This window comes from Pauljensenia hongkongensis, from assembly GCF_001746855.1.
GTDB lineage: Bacteria > Actinomycetota > Actinomycetes > Actinomycetales > Actinomycetaceae > Pauljensenia > Pauljensenia hongkongensis.
In genome coordinates this window covers 372,759-394,687 of record NZ_CP017298.1, presented here as the reverse complement: position 1 = coordinate 394,687, position 21,929 = coordinate 372,759, and the positions used below count along the sequence as shown (strand labels likewise).

The window sequence follows — 21,929 nt, the reverse complement described above, 5'->3', positions numbered from 1 at the left end:
TCATTTGAGCAATATCACCAGATACGGACCCGCTCGGAGGGGTCCAGCCACATGCCGTCGCCCTCGGCGACGCCGTAGGCGGCGGCGAACTCGTCGAAGTTCTTCAGCACCTGGTTGCAGCGGAACTCGGCGGGGGAGTGCGGGTCCACCGCCAGCATCTGGCGGGCGAAGCGGGGGCGCGCCGCAGTGCGCCACACGCGGGCCCACGACTGGAAGAACCTCTCGGGCCCGCTGAGCCCGTCGACGGCGGGCGCGGTGGCGGGCGTCAGCCCCCGCTCTGCCAGGGCGGCCGCCCACGCCTTCCACGCGATCGTGAGGCCGCCGAGGTCGCCGATGTTCTCCCCGATGGTCAGGGCGCCGTTGACGTGGGGCGCGCCGGTGCCCCCGGCGCCGTCGGGCCGCTCCGCCCCGTCCGCGCCCCCCGCCTCGTCCGGGGTGTGGGCGCCGGGCAGCAGATCCGCGGGCGTGAGCGCGTTGTACTGGTCGATGAGGGCGCGTGTGCGCTCTTCGAAGCGCTCCCTGTCCTGGTCCGTCCACCAGTTCTCCAGGTTCCCCCTCTCGTCGAAACGGGACCCCTGGTCGTCGAAGCCGTGCCCGATCTCGTGCCCGATGACGGCGCCGATGGCGCCGAAGTTGACGGCGTCGTCGGCACCGGGGTCGAAGAAGGGGGGCTGGAGGATGGCCGCTGGGAAGACGATCTCGTTCTGCGTCGGGTTGTAGTAGGCGTTGACCGTCTGCGGGGTCATGTACCAGCGGTCGCGGTCCACGGGGGTGCCCAGCCGCGCCCATTCCCGCTCGGTCTCGTGGGAGGCGGCGGCCCGCAGGTTGTCGACCAGGGGGGCGCCGGGGTCGATGTCCAGGCCCGAGTAGTCCTTCCACTTGGGCGGGTAGCCGATCTTCGGGTTGAAGGCGGCCAGCTTGTCCAGGGCGCGGCCCTTGGTGGCGTCCCCCATCCAGTCGAGGGCGCGGATGGAGCGCCCGTAGGCGTCCAGCAGGCGGGCGACCAGGTCGTCCATGCGCTCCTTCGAGGCGGGCGGGAAGTGGCGGGCGACCCACGCGCGGCCCATCGCCTCGCCCAGGCACGACTCGATGAGGCCGAGGGCACGCTTCCAGCGGGGGCGCAGTTGCTCGGTCCCGGCCAGGGTGCGGCCGTGGAAGTCGAAGTTCTCCTCCACGAAGGCGGAGGAGAGCACGGGGGCGCGCGCGTCGATCACCGAGGCGGCGGCCCACTCCTTGAGGGTGCCCAGGTCGGTGTCCGCCCACAGGGCGCAGGCGCCGCGCAGGAACTCGGGCTGGTCGACGTTGACGACCAGGGAGGCGGTGGGCAGGCGCGCCCCGTCGGCCCAGCCCCGCCAGTCGAAACCGGGGTTGGCGGCGACCAGGTCCTCCCAGGGGGTGGGGTTGTCCGAGAGCCGGGGGTCGCGGTCGGACACGGAGTCGCGGTGGTGGGCGGCCAGGGCCGTTTCGAATGCCATGATCCGCCCGGCGGCGCCCTCGGGGTCCGGGGCGCCCGCCAGTTCGAGCATGCGCGCCGTGTGGGCGACGTAGGCGCGGCGGACCGGCTCGTAGTCGTCCTCCCGGTAGTACGCCTCGTCGGGCAGTCCGAGGCCGGATTGGACCAGGGAGACCATGTACTGGGAGGAGTCGTGGGGGTTGGTGCCCACGTAGGCGCTGACGAGGCCCCCCGCGCCCTCGCGCATGAGGCGGCCCGTCAGGGCGGCCAGGTCCGCGCGCGTGGGCGCCTGGGCGATGGCCTCCAGGTCGGGGGCGATCGGCGAGGCGCCGGCGGCCTCGATGGCCCCCTCGTCGAGGAACTGGTTCCACAGGGTCGCGATCCTCCCGGCGTCGGGGTCGTCGAGGGCCCCGGCGGCCGCCGCCTCGGCGATGGCGCGGCAGTGCGCCTCGGACTGGTCGCGCAGTGCGTGGAAGGCGCCGTCGATGGGCCTGTCGGCCGGGATCTTGTGGCGGGCGAGCCAGCCGCCGTTGACGTGCCGGTAGAAGTCGTCCTGGGGGCGCACGGAGGGGTCGGCGTTGGCGGCCTCGCCGGAGCGGTCGCGGATGTCGTGGTCCATGACCCCACTCTAGGTGCTCGTGACCCGCGCCGCGCCGGTGCGGGGAGGCCGGGGCGGGTGTGTTCGCGGGCCGTGAAATCGAATTATGGCATGGTTGTTCGTCGTAAATGCGCCGTCGGGGTGCTCCCCGTCCCAAGGAGTGGGGGCGCCTGGGCCCCGGAATACCTGCACATCTGTGCAATGTGGGTGAACGATTCGTTCAAAACGGTCCTGGAGGTGCAATATTGTGGGCAAAACCGAGGCGCCGGTGCCTCGTATTCACACCTGAAGGGAACGAACGGTGAGGACCATTCACACTGACGTCGTCGTCATCGGCGGCGGCTCCACCGGTGCGGGCGTCGTTCGCGATGTCGCAATGCGCGGGTTCTCGGCGGTCCTGGTGGACCGGGCGGACATCGCCCAGGGCACCTCCGGCCGCTTCCACGGCCTGCTGCACTCGGGCGGGCGCTACATCGCCTCCGACCCCGAGTCGGCCACCGAGTGCGCCGAGGAGAACGCCATCGTCAAACGGATCAACGCCAACGCCGTCGAGGCCACGGGCGGCCTCTTCGTCACCACGGCCCAGGACGAGGAGGACTACGCCGACCAGTTCCTCGCACGCGCCTCGGCGGCCAGAGTGCCCGCCCGCGAGATCACCGTCTCGGAGGCGCTGGCGCGCGAGCCCCGCCTGGACCCGCGCATCAAACGGGCCTTCGAGGTCGAGGACGGCACGGTCGACGGCTGGCAGATGGTCTGGGGCGCCATCCGCTCCGCCGAGGCGTACGGCGCGAAGATCCTCACCTACCACAGGGTCGTCTCCATCGACCGCGAGGGCGACCGCGTCAGCGCCGTCGTCGTCCACGACGAGAGGGGCGGGGAGGACCTGCGCGTCGAATGCGGTTTCGTCGTCAACTGCGGCGGGCCGTGGGCCGGCCAGATCGCCGCCATGGGGGACTGCCACGGCGTGGACGTGGTGCCCGGCGCGGGCATCATGATCGCAATGAACCACCGGCTCACTGGCACCGTCCTCAACCGCTGCGTGTGGCCCGAGGACGGGGACATCCTGGTGCCCGACCACACGGTGTGCATCATCGGCACCACGGACATCAAGGCCGAGGATCCCGACCGCCTTGCCATCACCGCCGACGAGGTCCAGCAGATGCTCGACTCCGGTGAGGCCCTGGTCCCCGGTTTCCGCCGCTCCCGCGCCCTGCACGCGTGGGCGGGGGCGCGCCCCCTCATCAAGGACTCGCGCGTCGCCGCCACCGACACCCGCCACATGGCGCGCGGCATGAGCGTCATCGACCACCACAGCCGCGACGGCGTCTACGGGATGCTCACCATCGCGGGCGGCAAGCTCACCACCTACCGGCTCATGGCCGAGCGCGTCGTCGACATCATGTGCTCCGAGATGGGCGAGCAGCGGCCCTGCAAGACCGCGGGCGAGGCCGTTCCCCCCGCCGAGGACGGCAGGCTCTACACCATCGGCCACCGCCTCGACAACGTCGAGTCCCGCAACGACGGGCCCTCCCACGAGCAGATCATCTGCGAGTGCGAGATGGCCACGCGCGCCATGCTCGAGAGGGTCATGGACACCCTGCCCAAGAGCCAGCTCGACGACGTGCGCCGCCAGATGCGCCTGGGCATGGGGCCCTGCCAGGGCGGGTTCTGCTCCCAGCGGGCAGCCGGAATCGCCCACGAGCGCGGCGACATCGACGCCGAGCGCGCCAACGGGCTGCTGCGCCTCTTCCTGAAGAACCGGTGGATCGGCCTGTGGCCCATCCTCTACGGCAAACAGGTGCGCCAGGCGGCGCTGGACAACTGGATCCACGAGGGCACGCTCGACGTCGAGCACCTGCCCGTCCCGGTCGAGGAGGTCGTGCGATGAGGGACGCAGTCGTCATAGGGGCGGGCATCGCAGGGCTCGCCGCCGCCATCCGCCTCGCCCGCTCGGGCGCCTCGGTGACCCTGGTCGCCAAGGGAGTGGGCGGCCTGCAACTGGGCACGGGGACCATCGACGTCCTCGGCTACTCCCCGGAGCGCGTCGAGCGCCCCCTGGAGGCGATAGGCCCCCACGTGGCCTCGCGCGAGAGCCACCCCTACTCCCACTTCACCCCCGGGTTCGTGGGGGAGGCCGTCAACTGGCTGCGCGACACCGCGGGCCCGTCCTTGCTGGTGGGGGACGCCTCGCGCAACGTCGCCATACCGACGGGCGTGGGGGCGCTGCGCCCCACGAACCTGTACCAGCCGTCCATGGCGGCGGGCGTGCCCGCCCCCGGCGCCTCCTACGCGATCGTCGGGCTGAAGCGCTTCAAGGACTTCTACCCGGCGCTGGTGGCCGAGAACCTCTCCCGCCAGAGGGGCCCCGACGGCCAGCGCCTGCAGGCGCGCGCCATCAGCGTCGACTTCGAGGTGCGGGCCGGGGAGGCGGACTCCACGGGCACCAACCACGCGCGCGCCCTCGACGAGGCGGACGCCCGCCAGCGCCTCGCCGACGCCATCGGACCGCTCCTGTCGGCCGGGGAGGCCGTCGGACTGCCGGCCGTCCTGGGCCTGGCCGACCCCGGCGCCGCCGCCGACCTGGCCGAGCGCCTGGGGCACGGGGTCTTCGAGATCCCCGTGCAGCCCCCGTCGGTGCCGGGCATGCGCCTGAACACCGCGCTCAGCGAGATCGTCAAGTACGAGGGGCGCCTCATCATGGGCTCCGCGGTCACCGGCTTCAAGCGCCGGGCGGGCAGGATCGTCTCCGTCGACATCTCCACCGCGGGCAGGCCCACCACCATCGAGGCGGGCGCCTTCGTCCTGGCGGCCGGGGGCTTCGAATCCGGTGCCCTCGCCGTCGACTCCCACGGCCAGGTGTCCGAGACCGTCTTCGGCCTGCCGGTCATGGGCGCGCAGGGCCAGCTCCTGCACGCCGACTTCTGGGGCGAGGACCAGCCCCTGTTCCTGGCCGGGATCGCGGTCGACGACCAGATGCGCCCCGTCGGCCCCGACGGGAGCGCCGTTTACAGCAACCTCCACGCGGTCGGCGGCAACCTGGCCGGCGCCACCCGGTGGAGGGAGAAGAGCGGGGAGGGCATCGCCCTCGCCAGCGCGGTGCGCGCCGCGGACACGATTGTGGAGGGACTACGATGAGTGCGGCAACGACGAAAGGGATCGCCGGGATGTTCCCCGCCTTCAACGGGGGGCTGTCCTCGGCGGGCGTCGAGGAGGAGGACGTCATCAGCCTCGGCGACGGCACCGTCGGGGGCCTGCGCGGCAGCCTCGACGCGTGCGTGAAGTGCACGATCTGCGAGACGAACTGCCCCGTCATGCGGGTCACCGACCTGTTCGGAGGGCCCAAGTATTCCGGCCCGCAGGCCGAGCGCTTCCGCCAGAAGGGGCAGATCGTCGACAAGTCCATCGACTACTGCTCCTCGTGCGGCACCTGCTCCCTGGTGTGCCCGCAGGGCGTGAAGGTCACGGAGATCATCCACCACCGGCGCACCGACATGAAGAGGGCCGTGGGGATCCCCGTGCGGGACCGCCTCATCGGGCGCACCTCCCTGATCGGCACGATGATGACTCCGGTGGCGCCCATCGCGAACTGGGCGCTCGACGTCAAACCGATCCGCATGGTCATGGAGAAGGTCATCGGCGTCCACCGCTCCGCCCCGATGCCCCGCGCCTACGGGCGCACCTTCGAGGGGTGGTTCAAGAAGCACAAGCCCCTGCCCTCGTCGGGCGAGCGCGGCCAGGTCATCTTCTTCCACGGGTGCGCGGGCCAGTACTTCGAGGTGGAGACCTCCATCCACTCCGTCCTGGTCCTGGAGCACCTGGGCTACGAGGTGCTGGTCCCCAAGCACGGGTGCTGCGGCTTGGCGCTGCAGTCCAACGGGCTCTACTCGGACGCCCGCAAGTACGTGTCGCGCCTGACCGACGACCTGCGCAAGGTGAACCGGGACGCCCCGATCGTCTCCGCCTCCGGCTCGTGCGCCGGGATGCTGCGCCACGAGGCGCACGACATCCTGGAGATGGACACCCCCGAGCTGGAGGACGTGGGCAGCAGGACCTGGGACATCTGCGAGTTCCTGCTGGACCTGCACGACCGGGGGGAGCTGGACACGGACTTCCAGCGCATCGACATCACCATCCCCTACCACGCGCCCTGCCAGCTCAAGTCCCAGGGGCTGGGGCTGCCCGCCATGGAGGTCATGGGCCTCATCCCCGGGGTGAAGGTCGTCGAGTCCCAGCAGCCGTGCTGCGGCATCGCCGGCACCTACGGCATGAAGAAGGAGAAGTACGCCATCGCCCAGGCCGTGGGCGCCCCCGTCTTCGACTTCATCAAGCAGGTGAACGCCGAACTGGCGGCGTGCGACACGGAGACGTGCCGCTGGCAGCTGCGCACCGCGACCGGCGCGAACGTCGTCCACCCGATCTGGCTGATCCACAAGGCCTACGGCTTGCCCAACGGCTGAGGCGCGCACTCGGGTGTTCGTCCCCGGGCGCCGCGGGCCTTCCGGCCCGCGGCGCCCGGGGATACACTTGCGCCATGAGCACTCCGCGCCGCGCCGTCGTCACAGGGGCCTCCACCGGTATCGGGGAGGCCACCGTCCGCCTGCTGGTGGACCACGGGTGGGGGGTCGTCGCCGTCGCCCGCCGCCGCGAGCGCCTCAAGGCCCTCGCCGACCAGATCGGCTGCGAGTACTGGGCGGCCGACCTCACCGACGAGGCGCAGGTGGAGGGCATGGCCTCCCACGTCCTGGAGGGCGGGCCGGTGGACGCGCTGGTCAACAACGCGGGCGGCGCCATCGGCGTCGACCACGTGGCGCAGGCGGACGCGGGCAGGTGGAGCGCCATGTTCGACCGCAACGTCCTCACCGCCTTGCACTGCACGCGCGCCTTCCTGCCGGCGATGCGCAAGAGGGGAGGGGACCTGGTGTTCCTCACCTCGACCGCCGCGCACGACACCTACCCGGGGGGCGGCGGCTACGTGGCCGCCAAGCACGCCGAGCGCGTCATCGCCAACACCCTGCGCCAGGAACTGGTGGGCGAGCCCGTCCGCGTCATCGAGATCGCCCCGGGCATGGTGCGCACCGAGGAGTTCTCCCTCAACCGGCTCGGTTCCCGCGAGGCCGCGGACCGCGTGTACGCGGGCGTCGCCGAGCCGCTGGTGGCCGCCGACGTCGCCGAGGCGATCGTGTGGGCCCTGGAGCGCCCCCGCCACGTGAACATCGACTCGATGATCGTGCGCCCCGTGGCGCAGGCGACGAACACGGTGGTCGCCCGCAGCGCGGACGGGGAGCGGCGGTGACCGCCCTCGCGTGGGCAGCGGGGGCCTCGTTCGAGGACGGGCGCGATACCGGTGGGGGACCGGGGGACCGCTAGGCGCCGGTGGGGAGGCCGGCCGGAAGCGCTTCAACGAGCAGGGGCGCACGAGTCGTCCGCCACGGCGGGCAGTGCGGCGCCCAGCAGGGCGGCCGTGCCCGGATCCATGATGTCGGAGGCGGGCCGGCCCGAGCGCAGCAGGCGCGCCATGGCCGCCAAGGCGGGGGAGGCGTGGGAGTAGAAGGCGCGGTAGCCCTCGCACAGGTAGTTGCGCCGGGCGCCTGAGGCGGTGGGGACGAAACGGTCCTTGGGGCACCCGCCCCAGCACAGGGGCAGGTGCGGGCAGGAGCGGCAGCCGGGGTCCAGGTCGGGCTTCTTCTCGGCGAACTCCCGCATGCGCGGCGAAAACGCCAGCTGCGCGAAGGAGGAGTCGGCGATGTTGCCGATCAGCCAGTCCGGCTCCACCCAGTGGTCGCACGCGTACACGTCCCCGTTGAACTCCATCGCCATGTTCGCCCCGCACCGGGGGGCGTGCGCGCACACGGTGGGCGCGCCGAAGAGCGCGGACAGCGCCGAGTCGAAGTCCTGGACGAAGACCCCGCCCACGTCGCGGGGCAGCCACTGGTCGAAGACCTCGCACAGGAACGCCCCGTAGGAGGCGGGGGAGGCGGAGCGCGAGGTCACCCGGTCCCCTTCCTGGCGGTACAGCAGGGCGGCGCCCCCGCTGCGCCACCCGGCCTCCGCCTGGGCGAGGGCCGCGGCGGGGACCCGCTCGACAATGGGGATGAACTGCAGGAAACGGGCCCCCAGCCCGTCGCGGAAGTACCGGTAGACCTCGGCCCCGTGGTCCTGGTTGGCCGCGTGGACGGCGCACAGCACGTTCACGTCCGCTCCCGCGCGCTCGAGGGCCTCCCAGCCGCGCATCACCATGGAGTGGGTGCCGCGCCCGCCGCGGTTGAGGCGGTACGCGTCGTGCAGTGGGGCGGGGCCGTCGATGGAGACGCCCACCAGGAAGCCGTTGTCGGCGAGGAAGCGCGCCCACTCGTCGTCGATCAGCGTCCCGTTGGTCTGCAGGCAGTGGCGCACGCGCTGGGCGGGGCGGCGGTGGCGCTCGCACGCGTCCACGGCGGCGCGGAAGAACGGCAGGCCCCGCAGGGCCGGCTCCCCGCCCTGCCACAGCATGGCCACCTCCCCGTCGGGGCTGGCGCGCAGGTGGGCGCGCACGTACTCCTCCAGGGTGTCCTCGCCCATCATCTGGGAGCGGGCGCTGTAGAGCAGCTCCTTGGACAGGAAGAAGCAGTACTGGCAGTCCAGGTTGCACGCCGCCCCGGTGGGTTTGACGACGACGGAGAAGGGGAGGGGGCTGGTCATGGGCGCGCTTACTCGGCTCCGACCCCGTCGAGGTCGAAGCGCGCAGTGTTGGCCAGGGGGATGTCGAAGTCGGTCATGGCGGCCATCCACTTGGCGAAGGAGTGGTCGCCGCGCTCGCGCAGCTGGCGGTATAGGTTCGTGGCCAGTTCCCGGCGGATCTCGTCGTAGACGGGGGAGGCGTACACGTTGGTCATCTCGGCCGGGTCGCGGCGCAGGTCGTAGAGCTCGTTGACCGACTCGGGGTTGATGACGAGCTTGAAGTCCCGGGTCCGCAGCATCCTCTGCTGGAGGGGGAAGTGGTGGCCGTGGAACTCGCAGACGATGTCCTGCCTCCACCCCTCGACCGCCCCGCCGCGTGTCAGGTCCACGATGGAGCGCCCGTCCTCCACCAGGGAGGTGTCCAGGCGCGCCACGTCGAGGACCGTGGCGGGCAGGTCGATGAGGGAGACGAAGGCCGTCGAGCGGCCGACCGCGGACACCCCGGGGATGCGGGCGATGAACGGGATGTTGTAGATGTCGTCGTACATCATGGGGCCCTTGTCGTTGAGGCGGTGGACGCCTGTGAACTCGCCGTGGTCGGCGCAGAAGAACACGGCGGTGTCGTCCAGGACCCCCAGCTCGCGCGCCGCGTCCATGATGCGGCCGATCTCGAAGTCGATCATGGCCACGTAACCCCAGTAGACGGCGATCAGCTTCTTCCACTGCTCGTTCGTGAACGAGGACGTGGATCAGTAGGTCGCGTAGTTGAGCTGGATGGGGGGCTTGCCGATCAGGGGGTCACCGAAGCTCTCCGGCAGTTCGACGTCCGCCGGGTCGATCAGGTCGAACCACTCGTCGGGCAGGAAGTAGGGCAGGTGCGAGCCGAAGAAGTGCACGTCGAGGCAGAACGGCCGGCGCGCCTCTTTCCAGTCGGCCGCGTACTGGCGCAGCCTCGTGATGGCGCGGTCGGCGAGGAAGCGCTCGAAGGTCGCCTCCTCGGGCTGGTCGAGGCGCGCGGCGAGGATGTGCCCGTCCCGGCCGCCGGGCAGTTTGCCGCGCCACAGGTCGTGGGCGCGCGCAGGGGGAAGGCCTCGCTCGTCCAGCCACGCCGTGTACTCCTCGTTGGCGACGGGGTTCTCCGCGCCTCATCCGGTCGATGACGGGGGCGTGGGCGGGGGAGGGCCGCCGGGCGGCTCGGCGCCCCTGAGGGGGCGGCTACCGCTCCTCGAAGACGAACTCCTGGTCGGGGGCGTCCACGGCCTCGACGCTGTCCGCCTCCAGCGCCAGCGCCTTGCCGCCGCGGGAGTGGAGGCGCCCGTGGACCCGCACCCACTGGTCGGGCTCCACCTGCGTGCCGGCCGGGGCCTCGACCGCGAATCCCAGGGCGTAGGCGTCGGCGGCGCAGCACCAGATCGTCATGCGCGCCAGGGCGAAGGAATCGGTGGCCGCCAGCCGTGGCAGGCCCTGCTGCGAGGCGGCGGTCTGCGGCGCCACGACGAAACCGGTGACGGTGATCTCCCGGCCCTCGTAGGCGGCGCCGTTGGCCGACAACTCGCGCAGCGTCGAGTAGAAGGTCTGCGTCGTCACGTCCAAGGGCGGGCCCGACGAGGCGGTCCCAGCGCGCCCGGCGGCGCTCGCGGAGGAGGCGGGGGCGGGCGCGTGGGATCCGGTCCCGGCGGTGGGGGAGGAGGTCGGACTGCCGCCGTCCGGGCCTGCGGATTGCGCGGCAGCGGCGCCCGCCTCGTCGGCGGGGGGAGCCCCGCCGGGGGCCAACTGCGAGTGGGCGGAGGTCTGCGAGCGCGGCGCCCCCGAGCCGAGCAACTGGGAGGGGGTGGGGTTGATGGGCAGCGCGATGCACACCGCCGCCGCCCACAGTCCGATGACGCGGACCCACGCCCCGGGCTCGCGCGCCGGGGCCTCGCGCCTGCGGGCGCTGCGCGCCCTCGCCCACGCCCACACCAGGCAGCACACGACCAGGAAGCCGATGCCCCACACCGCCCTGGGGGGCACCACCTTGAGGTAGCGCCCCGAGACGACGGCGAGGGCCAGGGAGGCCGCCAGGACCACCAGGACCGCTGCCTCCGCCCACGCGACCAGCCGGGGCCGGCGCTCCTCCTCCTCGGCGCGGCGGGCCGCCCTGCGGCGCTGGGACGCCTCGAAGTCCCCCGCGATCGCCAGGAACGCCCGGTCCTGGCCGTCCTGCCCCTCCTGCTCCTCGCCGCTCACAGCGCCACCAATCCCAGCGCCCACGCGCCGCCCACGGCGGCGCCGCTGGCCACCGTGACGACGACGAAGAGTTTCGCGACGAAGCGCTTGTCGAAGGAGCTGGACAGCAGGAGCACGTTCTTCACATCCATCATCGGTCCGTACACCATGAACCCCAGTAGCGCGCCCGCGGGCGCCAGCGCCGACAGGGAGCGCGCGATGATGGCGTCGGAGGAGGAGCACAGGGAGAACACGAACCCCGCGGCCATCATCGCGCCCAGCGCCACGGGCGGGGGCGCCCGTCGAGGGACTGGGTGGGGGAGACGAGCACCTGGGCCGCGCTCGACAGGGCGACGCCCACCAGCAGGTAGGGCAGGATGCGGCCGAAGCCCGTGGCGCTGTGGGAGGCCACGAGCGCCAGCCGCCCGCCGGCGCCCGCCCCGCCCCCACCCGGGTGGCACCCGCACCCGGCGGCGCACTCCGCCTCGTCCTCCACCAGGACGGGCCCGCCGACGCGGCCCATCACGACTCCGACGACCACGGTCACGGCGACGGCCAGCAGGGCCCGCAGGACGACGATCCGCCACGAGCCGAAGGCGTACCACGTGGACCACACGACGATCGGGTTGATCGACGGGGAGGCCAGCATGAGGGTGACCGCCGCCGACGTGGGCACGCCCTTGCGCAGCAGGGAGCGGAAGACCGGCACCGCCGAGCAGTCGCACACCGGCAGGACGAGCGCGGCTGCCAGGGCGGTGGCGATCGACGCCGGGCCGCGGGGGAAGAGGTGGGCGAGGCGCTCGGGGGACACGAACTCCTCGATGACCTCCGACACGAGGACGCCCAGTGCCAGGAAGGGGGCGGCCTGGAAGAAGATGCCGACGCCGATCGCCCACATCCGCACGCCCTGGCCGCCCAGGGCCCCGGCGAGGACCACCGCTCCGGCCACGACGGCGACGGCGGAGTAGGCCGCGAGGGCGGCGGGCCGGGCGCGTTCGATGGTCACGCCACCAGCATACCCAGCACCGGGCGCGAATCTGTGGGTAGAATCGGCGTTGCTATGATCCGGCCCGCTCAGCGGGGCATCACCGGGGAGCATCCGGAAGAACAGGGATCCGCTGGGCGCCGCCCCCGTCCCCCAGTAGAACCGGACGGGAGGGCCCGACACAGCCCCAACGAAGAGGCCGCGCCAGCGCGGCAAGCGGGGTGGTACCGCGGGTCCCGGCGTCGCCGGTCCTCGTCCCTGCGCACGGCGCAACACGAGGACTGCCATGACGAAGCACGGCTTCTACCCCCTCCACCGGGACGACGAGGTGGATCCAAGCCCGTCCTTCCCCGCGATGGAGGGCGCGACACTGGCCTTCTGGGCCGCTGACGACACCTTCCGCAAGTCCATCGCCCGGCGCGAGGGCGGCTCCAACGAGTTCGTCTTCTACGACGGCCCCCCCTTCGCCAACGGCCTCCCGCACTACGGGCACCTGCTCACCGGCTACGTCAAGGACGTGGTCGGGCGCTACCAGACGATGCTCGGCCACCGCGTGGAGCGCCGTTTCGGCTGGGACACCCACGGCCTGCCCGCCGAGCTCGAGGCCCAGCGCCAGCTCGGCATCGACGACGTCACCGAGATCACCCGCGAGGGGGGCGTCGGCATCGCCGCCTTCAACGAGGCATGCCGCTCCTCCGTCCTGCGCTACACGAAGGAGTGGGAGGACTACGTCACCCGCCAGGCGCGCTGGGTGGATTTCGAGCACGACTACAAGACCCTGGACATGCCCTACACGGAGTCCGTGATCTGGGCGTTCAAGCAGCTCTACGACAAGGGCCTGGCCTACCAGGGCCACCGCGTGCTCCCGTACTGCTGGAACGACCGGACCCCCCTGTCCAACCACGAGCTGAGGATGGACGACGAGGTCTACCAGGACCGCACCGACAACACGGTCACCGTGGGCCTGCGCCTGACTGAGCCCCTCCTGGCAGACTCCGAGCGCCCCGAGCTCGCCCTCGTGTGGACGACGACGCCGTGGACCCTGCCTTCGAACTCCGCGGTCGCCGTCGGCCCCGGCATCGACTACGTGGTCGTCGAGGCGGACCCCGGCGCGGCCTCGCCGGTGGCGGGCGAGCGCGTCATCATCGCCCGGGACCTGCTGGCCGCCCACGCCAAACAGCTCGGCGAGGCGCCCCGTGTCCTCGCGTCCTTCAAGGGCTCCGACCTGGTGGGGCGGCGCTACCACCCGATCTACGACTACTTCGACGACGGCGCGCACCGCGCCGAGGGGGCGGTGCCCGGCCCCAACGCGTGGACGGTCGTGGCCGCCGACTACGTGACCACCACGGACGGCACCGGCCTGGTCCACCAGGCGCCCGCCTTCGGCGAGGACGATATGTGGACGTGCATGGAGTACGGCATCGGCATGGTCCTGCCCGTGGACGACGGCGGCGTGTTCACCTCCGAGGTCCCCGACTACCAGGGAATGCACATCTTCGACGCGAACCGCCACATCGTGGCCGACCTGCGCGACCAGTCGGGCCCCATCGCGCGCCGGGATCCGCGTGTGCGCGCCGTCCTGGTGGCCGAGGCGTCCTACACCCACTCCTACCCGCACTGCTGGCGCTGCCGCAAGCCCCTCATGTACAAGGCGGTGTCCTCGTGGTTCGTGCGCGTCACCGCGATCCGCGACCGCATGGTGGAGCTCAACCAGCAGATCAACTGGACCCCCGAGCACATCAAGGACGGCGTCTTCGGCAAGTGGCTGGCCGGGGCCCGCGACTGGTCGATCTCCCGCAACCGCTTCTGGGGGGCGCCCATCCCCGTGTGGGTGTCCGACGACCCCGCGTACCCGCGCACGGACGTGTACGGGTCGATCGCCGAACTGGAGGCCGACTTCGGCGTGGAGGTGGTGGACTTCCACCGCCCCTTCATCGACTCGCTCACCCGTCCCAACCCGGACGATCCGACGGGCAGGTCGACGATGCGCCGCATCCCCGATGTCTTCGACTGCTGGTTCGAGTCCGGGTCGATGCCCTTCGCTCAGGTGCACTACCCCTTCGAGAACCAGGAGTGGTTCGAGTCCCACTACCCGGGCGACTTCATCGTCGAGTACATCGGCCAGACCCGCGGCTGGTTCTACACGCTGCACGTCCTGGCCACGGCGCTCTTCGACCGGCCCGCGTTCCGCAACTGCGTGTCCCACGGCATCGTCCTGGGCGACGACGGTTTGAAGATGAGCAAGTCGCTGCGCAACTACCCTGACGTGTCGCAGGTGTTCGACCGCTACGGCTCCGACGCGATGCGCTGGTTCCTCATGTCCAGCCCCGTGGTGCGCGGCGGCAACCTCATGGTCAAGGAGTCCGCGATCCGCGACACCGTGCGCCAAGTGCTGCTGCCCATCTGGAACACGTACTACTTCTTCACCCTCTACGCGGGCGCCGCGGACAAGGGCGCGGGCTACCGGGCGCGCCGCCTCGACCTGTCGTCCGCCCCGGCGGTGGAGGGCCTGGCCCAGATGGACCGCTACCTGCTGGCCCACACGCGCGGCCTCGCCGAGGACGTGCGCGCCCGCCTGGACGCCTACGACGTCGCGGGCGCCTGCGACGCGGTGCGCGACCACCTGGACGTGCTGACGAACTGGTACGTGCGCACCCAGCGCCAGCGCTTCTGGGACGAGGACGGCGCCGCCTTCGACGCCCTGTACACGGCGCTGGTGGTCCTCATGGAGGTGGCGGCCCCGCTGCTGCCCCTGCTGGCCGAGGAGGTCTGGCGCGGCCTGACGGGCGGGGAGTCCGTCCACCTGCAGGACTTCCCCGTCATCGACGAGGCCGTGGCCGCTCCCGCTCTCGTGGCCGCCATGGACGAGGTCCGCTCCATCGTGTCGGCGGCCCACGCGCTGCGTAAGACGCACCAGCTGCGCGTGCGCCAGCCGCTGGCATCCCTGCGGGTCGTGTCCGAGGGCTACGCGGACTTGGAGCCCTTCGCGGACCTGATCGCCTCCGAGGTGAACGTGAAGTCCGTGGTCTTCGCCGCCCCCGAGGAATCGGGGTTGGGCGTGCGCACCGAGCTGGGCCTCAACCCGCGGGCCTTCGACCCCGCGTTCCGCAAGCTCACCAGCCAGTTGTTCAAGGCCCAGAAGTCGGGCGACTGGGAGATCCTGGACGACGGGTCGTGCCGCTTCCCCTCCGTGCTGGTCGACGGCTCCCCCCTCGTGCTGACCGACGGCATGTTCTCGGTGTCCACCTCGGTGGACGCGGCCGAGGGCCAGGTCGCCGACGTGCTCCCCTCGGGCACGTTCGTGGTCCTGGACACCGAGCTCACCCCCGAGCTGGAGGCCGAGGGCTACGCCCGCGATGTCGTGCGCGCCGTCCAGGAGGAGCGCAAGAACGCGGGCCTGCACATCGCCGACCGCATCGACCTGATGCTGAGCGTGCCCGCTGCCCGTGTGGCCGACGTGGAGGCCTGGCGCGACATGATCGCCGCCGAGACCCTCGCCCTGTCGGTGGCGGTCGAGGCCGGCGACAAGCTCGCGGTGGGCGTCGCGAAGCACTGACCGCTGCCGAGGGCGTCCGGGCCGGGGACCCACCGCCCGCACGCGCTGGGCCCCGGGAGGATCTCCTCCCGGGGCCCGGTGGTTGTGACAGAGTAACCATGACATATGGCACAGCTCCCTCCGGGTTAGTTGCCACTGTCACATCGGTGTGGTGCGGTTAATACTTGAGGGCCATGAGCACAGAACACGCCACCGCAGTACACCCACCGCGCGCGAAGAGGCGCGCACGAGCGGTCTCAGTGGAGGAGGTGACGAAAGACTACGGGAAGGTCCGCGCCCTCAACGCCCTCAGCCTGGACATCCCCAGGGGCCAGATCATGGCGCTGCTCGGCAAGAACGGCGCCGGGAAGTCCACCCTGATCGACATCATCCTCGGCCTGCAGGCCCCGACCTCGGGCAGCGCCCGCGTGTTCGGCCTGGCGCCGCGCGACGCGATACGGCGCTCCCTGGTCGGCGTCGTCCTCCAGACGGGCTCCCTTCCCGTCGACTACACCGTGGCCGAGGCCCTCCGCCTCTTCGGCTCCACCCACGACGCGCACGTCGACTACGGGACCATCCTCGAGGAGACGCAGCTGGCCCACATGAGCGGGCGGGTCATCCGCAAGCTCTCCGGCGGCGAGCAGCAGCACGTGCGCCTCGCACTGGCCCTCCTGCCCGACCCCCACCTGCTGATCCTCGACGAGCCCACCGCGGGCATGGACGCCACCGCCCGGCGCGAGTTCTGGGACGTCATGCGCACCCAGGCCGAACGCGGCAGGACCATCGTCTTCGCCACCCACTACCTCACCGAGGCGCAGGACTTCGCCGAGCGCACCGTCATCATCAAAGACGGCTCCGTCATCAAGGACGCCCCCACCGACGAGCTGCGCCGGATGAACCGCAGTTTCCACCTCACCGTCGACGTGGATCGTGGGGCCGGCCCCCGCCTCGTCGAACAGCTCCGCGCCGCCCCCGAGGCGGGGGCGTGGAAGATCTCGACTGAAGGGGGGCGGATCGTCGTCGACGGCGACGACACCGATCCCGCGGCCCGAATCCTGCTGTCCCACCCAGAGGCGCACGGCCTCGAGATCACCGCGTCCTCGCTGGAGGACGTCTTCACCTCGCTCACCGCGTGACCGAGCCGCCAGCACTTTAAGGAATCACCATGTCGTCCTCCACAGCATTCACAGACGAAGCGATCTCCCGCCGCGCCCCGTCCTCGGGGTTCAAAGGATTCGGGGTCCTCACCTGGTTCACCTTCTGGAAGTTCATCACCAACCCGATCACCATCAGCTTCTCCCTGATCCTGCCGATCCTCATGTACCTGATCTTCGGATCCGGCCAGAGCTACGCCCAGAACTGGGGCGTCCACGGCAACGCCGCCGCCTCCGTCCTGGCGAACATGACGACCTACGGCGTCGTCTTGGTCGCCTCGTCCATGGGCGCCAACGCGGCGCTGGACCGCACCATGGGGATCTCCCGCCTCTTCGCCCTGACCCCCATGCGCTCGGCGGCCAACATCCTGGCGCGCCTCATCGCGGCCGTGGGAGCCGGAGCCATCGTCGTGGCCATCGTCTACGCCGTAGGGGCCTTCACGGGGGCGCAGATGGAGGCCTCGGCGTGGGCGCTCACACCGGTTATCATGCTCCCCGCCTCCATCCTGGCGGCCGCGATCGGACTGGCTGTCGCCTTCACAGTCCGCTCCGACGGCGCCTACGCGGCGTCCAGCGCGGTCATCCTGCTCAGCGCCGTGTGCGCGGGCATGTTCATGCCCCTGAGCATGATGGGGCCCGTGTTCTCGGCCATCGCCCCGTTCACGCCCCTGTACGGCATCACGAACATGGTGCAGGTCCCCCTCCAGGGGCTCGACTCCTTCCACTGGGCGGATCCGGTGAACTTCGTCGTGTGGACCGTGCTGTTCGTGGGCATAGCGGTGTGGGGGCAGCGCCGCGACACGAACCGCTAGGCGGGCCGCCGCGGGACCGCGGACAGGGGGCGCCGCGGAGCAGCCGCTGGCGGAGCCGAGGACGGGCGCCGGGACCACAGCGATCCCGGCGCCCGCGCCTGCCCTCCCGGCACGGGGGCGCGGCCCGGCCCGCGCCCCCAGAGGAGAGAACCGCCGTCAGCCGGTCCACGCCCCGGAGGAGGAGAAGTAGTACCAGGTGCCGTCGATGTTGGTCCAGCCGGTGGCCATGGCGCCGGAGGGCGCGAGGTAGTACCAGGTGCCCCCGACCTTGAGCCAGCCGGTGGCCATCGCTCCCGAGGCCGTGAGGTAGTACCAGGTGCTGCCCTGCTTGAGCCAGCCGGTCGTCATCGCTCCCGTGCCGGGGGATAGGTAGTACCACGAGCCCGAGTCGTGCGCCCACCCCTTCGCCATCGCCCCCGAGGGCAGGTGGTAGTACCACGAGCCGGCCTCGCCCACCCATCCGGTGCGCATGTAGCCCGAGGCGTCGAAACGGTAGGTCTCGCCGTCGATGACCATCGAGGTCGACGACGGCCAGGAGCCGTCGGGGAGCCGGTACCACCACCCGTGGGAGTCGTGCGTCCAAGCGCCCGAAGTGGTGCCCGGGAAGCGCACGACCGCCTTGTCGGAGGGGTTCACCCCCCAATCCCACGCGAGCACGTAGGGCTGGGACGGGGCGGCGCCCTTTCCGCGCTGCGCCTCCCACGCGGCCTGCAGCGCCGAGGCCGACACCTCGAAATGGTAGGTGTGGGAGCCGTCGGGGTTCACTGTCCCGTCGTCGTTGACCAACTCGCGGTAGTACCACGTCCCATTGGACGGGTCGTGGAAGTCGAAGGCGGCCAGGGGCGAGGCGTCCGTGACGTCGAAGGCGACCTTCGCCCCTGCGCCCTCGCCGATCACGCCCTTGACCGTGACGCGCGGGGCCGTGGTGTCCAGCGCGAAGTCGTAGGAGATCGCGTGCCGAGTGGGGGAGGGGCCGGAGGTCGTGGCGGCGATCGTCAGCGTGTACTTCCCGTCGGGCAGGCCGGCCCCCACCTGGTCCTCGGAGTCGAACACCGGCGCCAGGTGGTAGGACTCGGCGCGCGAGACGGTCCCATTCGCGTTGCGCACCGACTTGTAGTTCTGGTAGTTCGTGTACTCTCGGACGGTGGCCCCCGCCTCGTTCGCGTACGTCGAGGTCAGGGTGTGCACGCTGCGCAGCAGGCCGGTGCGCGGCTCGGCGCGGCGCGTCGCCAGGGAGGAGGCGGCGCGGGAGACGACGTACCGCCCCGGATCCGGGACCGTCTCCGTGTTCCGCGGCGCCAAGGGGTTCGCCCCCAGGGGCCGGCCCGTCCGCGAATCGACGAAAGCGGAGGGGTAGATGTGCGCGGGAGAGACGGCGGCGTCGCTCGCCTTCGCGTCGAAGACGTCGGCGGCCCCCCACGACCCGTAGAACCCCAGGTAGGGCACCGACAGGTCGGCGCCGGACCCGTTCTGAGCGGCGAGCCGCACGAAACCGTCAATGAACGTGCCCTTCGGGGCGTTCGCGTTGGCGTAGGAGGCGAAGGCGGCGCCCGGGGCGACGGACACCGTCACGGACGCCCGCCCGGAGGCGGGGACGGTGAGCGCCGCGCCCTCCCCGCTCCCGGCCACAGCCGCCCCCGAGTACGACACCGAGACGCCCTTGCCGCGCCAGTCCGTGCTGTGCAGCGTGAAGAACCCGCCTTCTATCGCCTCCGACAGCGCCTGCGAGGACAGGGCGTAGGACTTCGCAGAATCGGACAGGTTGTGCACGGTGATGGTGAAGGACCAGCCCGCCGTGCCGTCACCGAGGTCCGCCTTCGGCCGCGAGGGCTCGGCCGCGCCGTCCACGGTCGGGTACACGGGGGAGGTCGTCGCCGCCAGGGCGTCTACCAGGCCCGCGCCCTGCTTGCGCGGCGAGTAGAACGCCCCGGTCCCCTGGTCGGCGTCCACCAGCGGGTGCGCCGTCCCCATGATGAGGCTCTGGGCGACCCCCGTCCGCTCCGCCGCGCTCATGCCGGAGAAAAGCGGATCCGTGCTCACCCTCTCGAGGACGATCGCGGAGATGCCCGCCATCTGCGGAGTCGCCATCGACGTGCCCGATGCCTGGTCGTAGGCGCCGCCGGGGACCGCTGAGACGACCCCGCCACCGGGGGAGGCGATCTCCGGTTTGAGGCGCAGATCCGGGCGCACCCCCCACGCGGAGAAGTCGCTCGCCCTGTACGCGCCGTTCGCCGGGGCGTTGTCCACCGACGCCACCGCGACCGCGGAGGAGTAGGTCGCGGGCTCGTCCATGACCGACGAGTCGGGGTCCGAGGCGTAGGGCAGGTTCTTGCCCGACCTGTTGCCGCGCCCCGCCGAGTACGAGTTGCCCGCGGCCGCGTTCACGGTGACTCCCGCCCCCTGCAGGCTCGCGTAGACCGTCGAGTAGAGGGAATCAGCGGCGTTGTCCATGCCCGCCGACCAGCCGATGGACAGGTTGACGACATCGGGCCGCAGAACCGCCATGTCGTCGAGCGCCGCCAGCACGGCCGAGTCCGGCAGCGAGCCGTTCCCACTGCGCGCCACCTTCGCGACGATGATCTGCGCGCCGGGCGCGGTGCCCCGGATCCTGTCGGCGTTCGCGGCCGCGATCCCCGCCACGTGCGTTCCGTGGAAGCCCCCGGGGCCCGAGGAGGGCGCCACGTCCGCGTCATCATCGGCGTAGTCGTAGGCGAAGGGGATCTTGTCGTTGACGTAGTGCCCGTCCTTGCCCTCGCCGAGGCGGGGGAGGGCCTGCTCGACATCCGCCCGTTTCAGGGCCGTCTTCGAGGCGTCGACCGCGCCGGAGAACGCGGGGTGGGCGACCTCGAGCCCAGTGTCGAGGAACGCGATGACCCTGCCCTCGCCCTTGTGGGAGACGTGGTCCATCCGCATCATCAGGTGCGCCGACCGGTTCGACGGGTCGATCCCCTCTGCGGCCAGGGAATCCGCTCCGCCCTCCACGTTCCCCGAGCCTGCCGCCGCGTCCTGGGACGGCGTGGCAGCCGGGGAGGGCGCGGCGCCGCTGGCCGGGGCGCCGGACGGAGCGCCGTCCCCGTTGGAAGCCGCATCGCCCGAGGTCGGGGTGCCCGCAGGGGAAGGCGAGTGGGCGGGGGAAGGCGAGTGGGCCGCGCTCGCGGAGCCGGAGCCGTCGGCGCCCGCCTCGTGCGCCGGGCCGCCGTTCCCGGAGGGCCCGCCGGGCTGTTCGGACTCGTCGCCTTCGATGTGGCCCTCGCGTTCGATGAACGCGGACTTCACGCCGTCAACGCCCTGGACCACGGGGAGGGCAGCCGCTGGAGCGTCGATCGCGACCCCGGTGAACACGTTGCGGTAGTCGCGCGCCCGGGTGATCGCCGGGCCGCCCGCCGCCGCGGGCACGGACGCGGCGACGGCCTCGCCGATCCGATCGACCAGCTCGTCGCAGTCCGACTCCGAGGCCCCATCCGCGAACTGGACGATGATGCGCACGCCCTCTTCCGGCGCGTGCCCCTCAGCGCCGTCCGGCTGGGAGGCGTCCGACTGAGGGGCATCCGGCTGGGAGGCGCCCGACTGGGAGGCGTCCGGGTGGGCCTCGTCGGCGGGCCCGGGGCCTGTCCCGTTCTCGTAGTCGGCCTTCGAGGTCAGCGCGATGTCGGCGGCCGCTTGGCTCGTGGCTGGAGACCCCTGCCCCTGGTCGTCCCCTCCAGGAGGTGGGAACGACTGCGCGGGCAGCGCCACCGCGGAGGCGAGGAGCAGCGAAGAGGAGGCGAGGAGGGCCGCGAGGGCGTTCGTTCTCCGCGTGGGCATGACTTCTCCTTGACTATCGACCCGTGGGATCACCGGGATGCCGCCGACGGGGCGGCCGTGAGCACTGGACCAAGTGTAGTGCCAGCGAATGCCAATGTTGACCGTTTGGACGATGGGCGCTGGCTGGCCCTGCGGGAGTTCGCGGTTGCCCCAGTGGCGGTCGTTGGCCGGTCCGCGGGTGGCCGCTGGTGGATCCTGCGGGTGCTGGCCGAGTCGGTCCGCGGGTGGCCGCTGGCGGATCCTGCGGGTGCTGGCCGACCCGGTCCGCGGGTGGCCGCTGGCGGAAGCCGCCTCGTCTCCGCTGCCGTGTACCGCTCCTGTGGGCGGTTCGACTCAGCGGGCGTAGGCGTCGGCGGGGTTGGTTGGCTCGGGAGCGCCGGTTGGTTCTTCCTCGTCGGCGCTGCGGTCCGTTGAGGGGCTGCCGGTCGTCCCCGGTGCGGTCGTGTCGGGGCCGGTGCTCTGCGACGGTGCGTTCCCGTTCGAGGGGGTGCCGTCGGGGGCTTGTGGCGCTGGGGGAGTGGGAGCCGGGGGCTGGGAGGGTGGTGTGGTCGTCGGCGGCTGGCTCGTTGGCGCAGGAGTCTGCGCTACCGGTGGCAGCCAGTCGGGACGGGGCGTGGTGGGGGTGGGGACGACTTCACTGATCAGCCATCTGTTCCCGTCCCATCGGACCGTGATCTCGAATGTTGCCTTCTCGATGTAGGTGAAGCGTTGGAAGTGGCCGGGCTG

The 21,929-nt window shown here is 71.7% G+C and carries 13 protein-coding genes and 2 pseudogenes; 7 read left to right on the top strand and 8 right to left on the bottom strand.

The window, feature by feature from the left end; all coding sequences use genetic code 11:
* Nucleotides 1-14 precede the first annotated feature (14 nt).
* Complete coding sequence (locus BH719_RS01645) at nucleotides 15-2,072, bottom strand: M13 family metallopeptidase (RefSeq protein WP_009400202.1); 2,058 nt, start codon at nucleotides 2,070-2,072, stop codon at nucleotides 15-17.
* Between the two features lie 280 nt (nucleotides 2,073-2,352).
* On the opposite strand from BH719_RS01645, the gene glpA reads away from it, so the two are divergent.
* The 4 genes from glpA (at nucleotide 2,353) to BH719_RS01625 (ending at nucleotide 7,344) form a co-directional block, all read left to right on the top strand.
* Nucleotides 2,353-3,939, top strand: a complete 1,587-nt coding sequence (gene glpA, locus BH719_RS01640) for an anaerobic glycerol-3-phosphate dehydrogenase subunit GlpA (protein WP_009400200.1) — start codon at nucleotides 2,353-2,355, stop codon at nucleotides 3,937-3,939.
* Nucleotides 3,936-5,186 (top strand): glycerol-3-phosphate dehydrogenase subunit GlpB, encoded by a 1,251-nt coding sequence (glpB, locus tag BH719_RS01635; protein ID WP_009400199.1) that lies wholly within the window; start codon nucleotides 3,936-3,938, stop codon nucleotides 5,184-5,186. Before glpA ends, glpB begins: the two co-directional genes overlap by 4 nt.
* 29 nt (nucleotides 5,187-5,215) lie before the next feature.
* Nucleotides 5,216-6,508 carry an anaerobic glycerol-3-phosphate dehydrogenase subunit C gene (locus BH719_RS01630; RefSeq protein WP_009400198.1) on the top strand — a complete coding sequence of 431 codons (1,293 nt, stop codon included), beginning with the start codon at nucleotides 5,216-5,218 and terminating at the stop codon, nucleotides 6,506-6,508.
* A gap of 74 nt (nucleotides 6,509-6,582) precedes the next feature.
* The gene (locus BH719_RS01625) at nucleotides 6,583-7,344 is read left to right on the top strand and encodes an SDR family NAD(P)-dependent oxidoreductase (protein ID WP_009400197.1); all 762 of its coding nucleotides are present in this window, start codon (nucleotides 6,583-6,585) and stop codon (nucleotides 7,342-7,344) included.
* A gap of 104 nt (nucleotides 7,345-7,448) precedes the next feature.
* Here BH719_RS01625 and BH719_RS01620 read toward each other — a convergent pair whose 3' ends face one another.
* The 5 genes and pseudogenes from BH719_RS01620 to BH719_RS10280 all read right to left on the bottom strand — a co-directional run bounded on the left by BH719_RS01620 (nucleotide 7,449) and on the right by BH719_RS10280 (nucleotide 11,919).
* On the bottom strand, nucleotides 7,449-8,729 hold the full coding sequence (locus BH719_RS01620; protein WP_009400196.1) for an anaerobic sulfatase maturase: 1,281 nt from the start codon (nucleotides 8,727-8,729) through the stop codon (nucleotides 7,449-7,451).
* An 8-nt stretch (nucleotides 8,730-8,737) separates the two neighbouring features.
* Nucleotides 8,738-9,853: pseudogene (locus BH719_RS01615) on the bottom strand (sulfatase/phosphatase domain-containing protein); the annotation flags it as partial.
* A 70-nt stretch (nucleotides 9,854-9,923) separates the two neighbouring features.
* Nucleotides 9,924-10,934 carry a TIGR03943 family putative permease subunit gene (locus BH719_RS01610; RefSeq protein WP_050790604.1) on the bottom strand — a complete coding sequence of 337 codons (1,011 nt, stop codon included), beginning with the start codon at nucleotides 10,932-10,934 and terminating at the stop codon, nucleotides 9,924-9,926.
* Nucleotides 10,931-11,185 carry a permease gene (locus BH719_RS10285; protein ID WP_281198281.1) on the bottom strand — a complete coding sequence of 85 codons (255 nt, stop codon included), beginning with the start codon at nucleotides 11,183-11,185 and terminating at the stop codon, nucleotides 10,931-10,933. Before BH719_RS10285 ends, BH719_RS01610 begins: the two co-directional genes overlap by 4 nt.
* Nucleotides 11,182-11,919 carry a permease gene (locus tag BH719_RS10280; protein WP_009400191.1) on the bottom strand — a complete coding sequence of 246 codons (738 nt, stop codon included), beginning with the start codon at nucleotides 11,917-11,919 and terminating at the stop codon, nucleotides 11,182-11,184. The genes BH719_RS10285 and BH719_RS10280 overlap by 4 nt, the downstream gene beginning before the upstream one ends.
* 265 nt (nucleotides 11,920-12,184) lie before the next feature.
* Between BH719_RS10280 and ileS the strand changes: the two genes are divergently transcribed.
* The 3 genes from ileS to BH719_RS01590 all read left to right on the top strand — a co-directional run bounded on the left by ileS (nucleotide 12,185) and on the right by BH719_RS01590 (nucleotide 17,399).
* Nucleotides 12,185-15,454: an isoleucine--tRNA ligase gene (ileS, locus tag BH719_RS01600; RefSeq protein WP_009400189.1), complete on the top strand. Its 3,270-nt coding sequence runs from the start codon at nucleotides 12,185-12,187 to the stop codon at nucleotides 15,452-15,454.
* A 173-nt stretch (nucleotides 15,455-15,627) separates the two neighbouring features.
* Nucleotides 15,628-16,569 carry an ABC transporter ATP-binding protein gene (locus BH719_RS01595; protein WP_050790603.1) on the top strand — a complete coding sequence of 314 codons (942 nt, stop codon included), beginning with the start codon at nucleotides 15,628-15,630 and terminating at the stop codon, nucleotides 16,567-16,569.
* 29 nt (nucleotides 16,570-16,598) lie between these two features.
* Nucleotides 16,599-17,399: an ABC transporter permease gene (locus BH719_RS01590; protein WP_009400181.1), complete on the top strand. Its 801-nt coding sequence runs from the start codon at nucleotides 16,599-16,601 to the stop codon at nucleotides 17,397-17,399.
* A 156-nt stretch (nucleotides 17,400-17,555) separates the two neighbouring features.
* Here the strand turns inward: BH719_RS01590 and BH719_RS01585 are convergent, their stop codons facing one another.
* Complete coding sequence (locus tag BH719_RS01585) at nucleotides 17,556-21,203, bottom strand: S8 family serine peptidase (protein ID WP_009400180.1); 3,648 nt, start codon at nucleotides 21,201-21,203, stop codon at nucleotides 17,556-17,558.
* Nucleotides 21,204-21,536: 333 nt separating this feature from the next.
* A pseudogene (locus BH719_RS09780) lies at nucleotides 21,537-21,929 on the bottom strand (hypothetical protein); the annotation flags it as partial.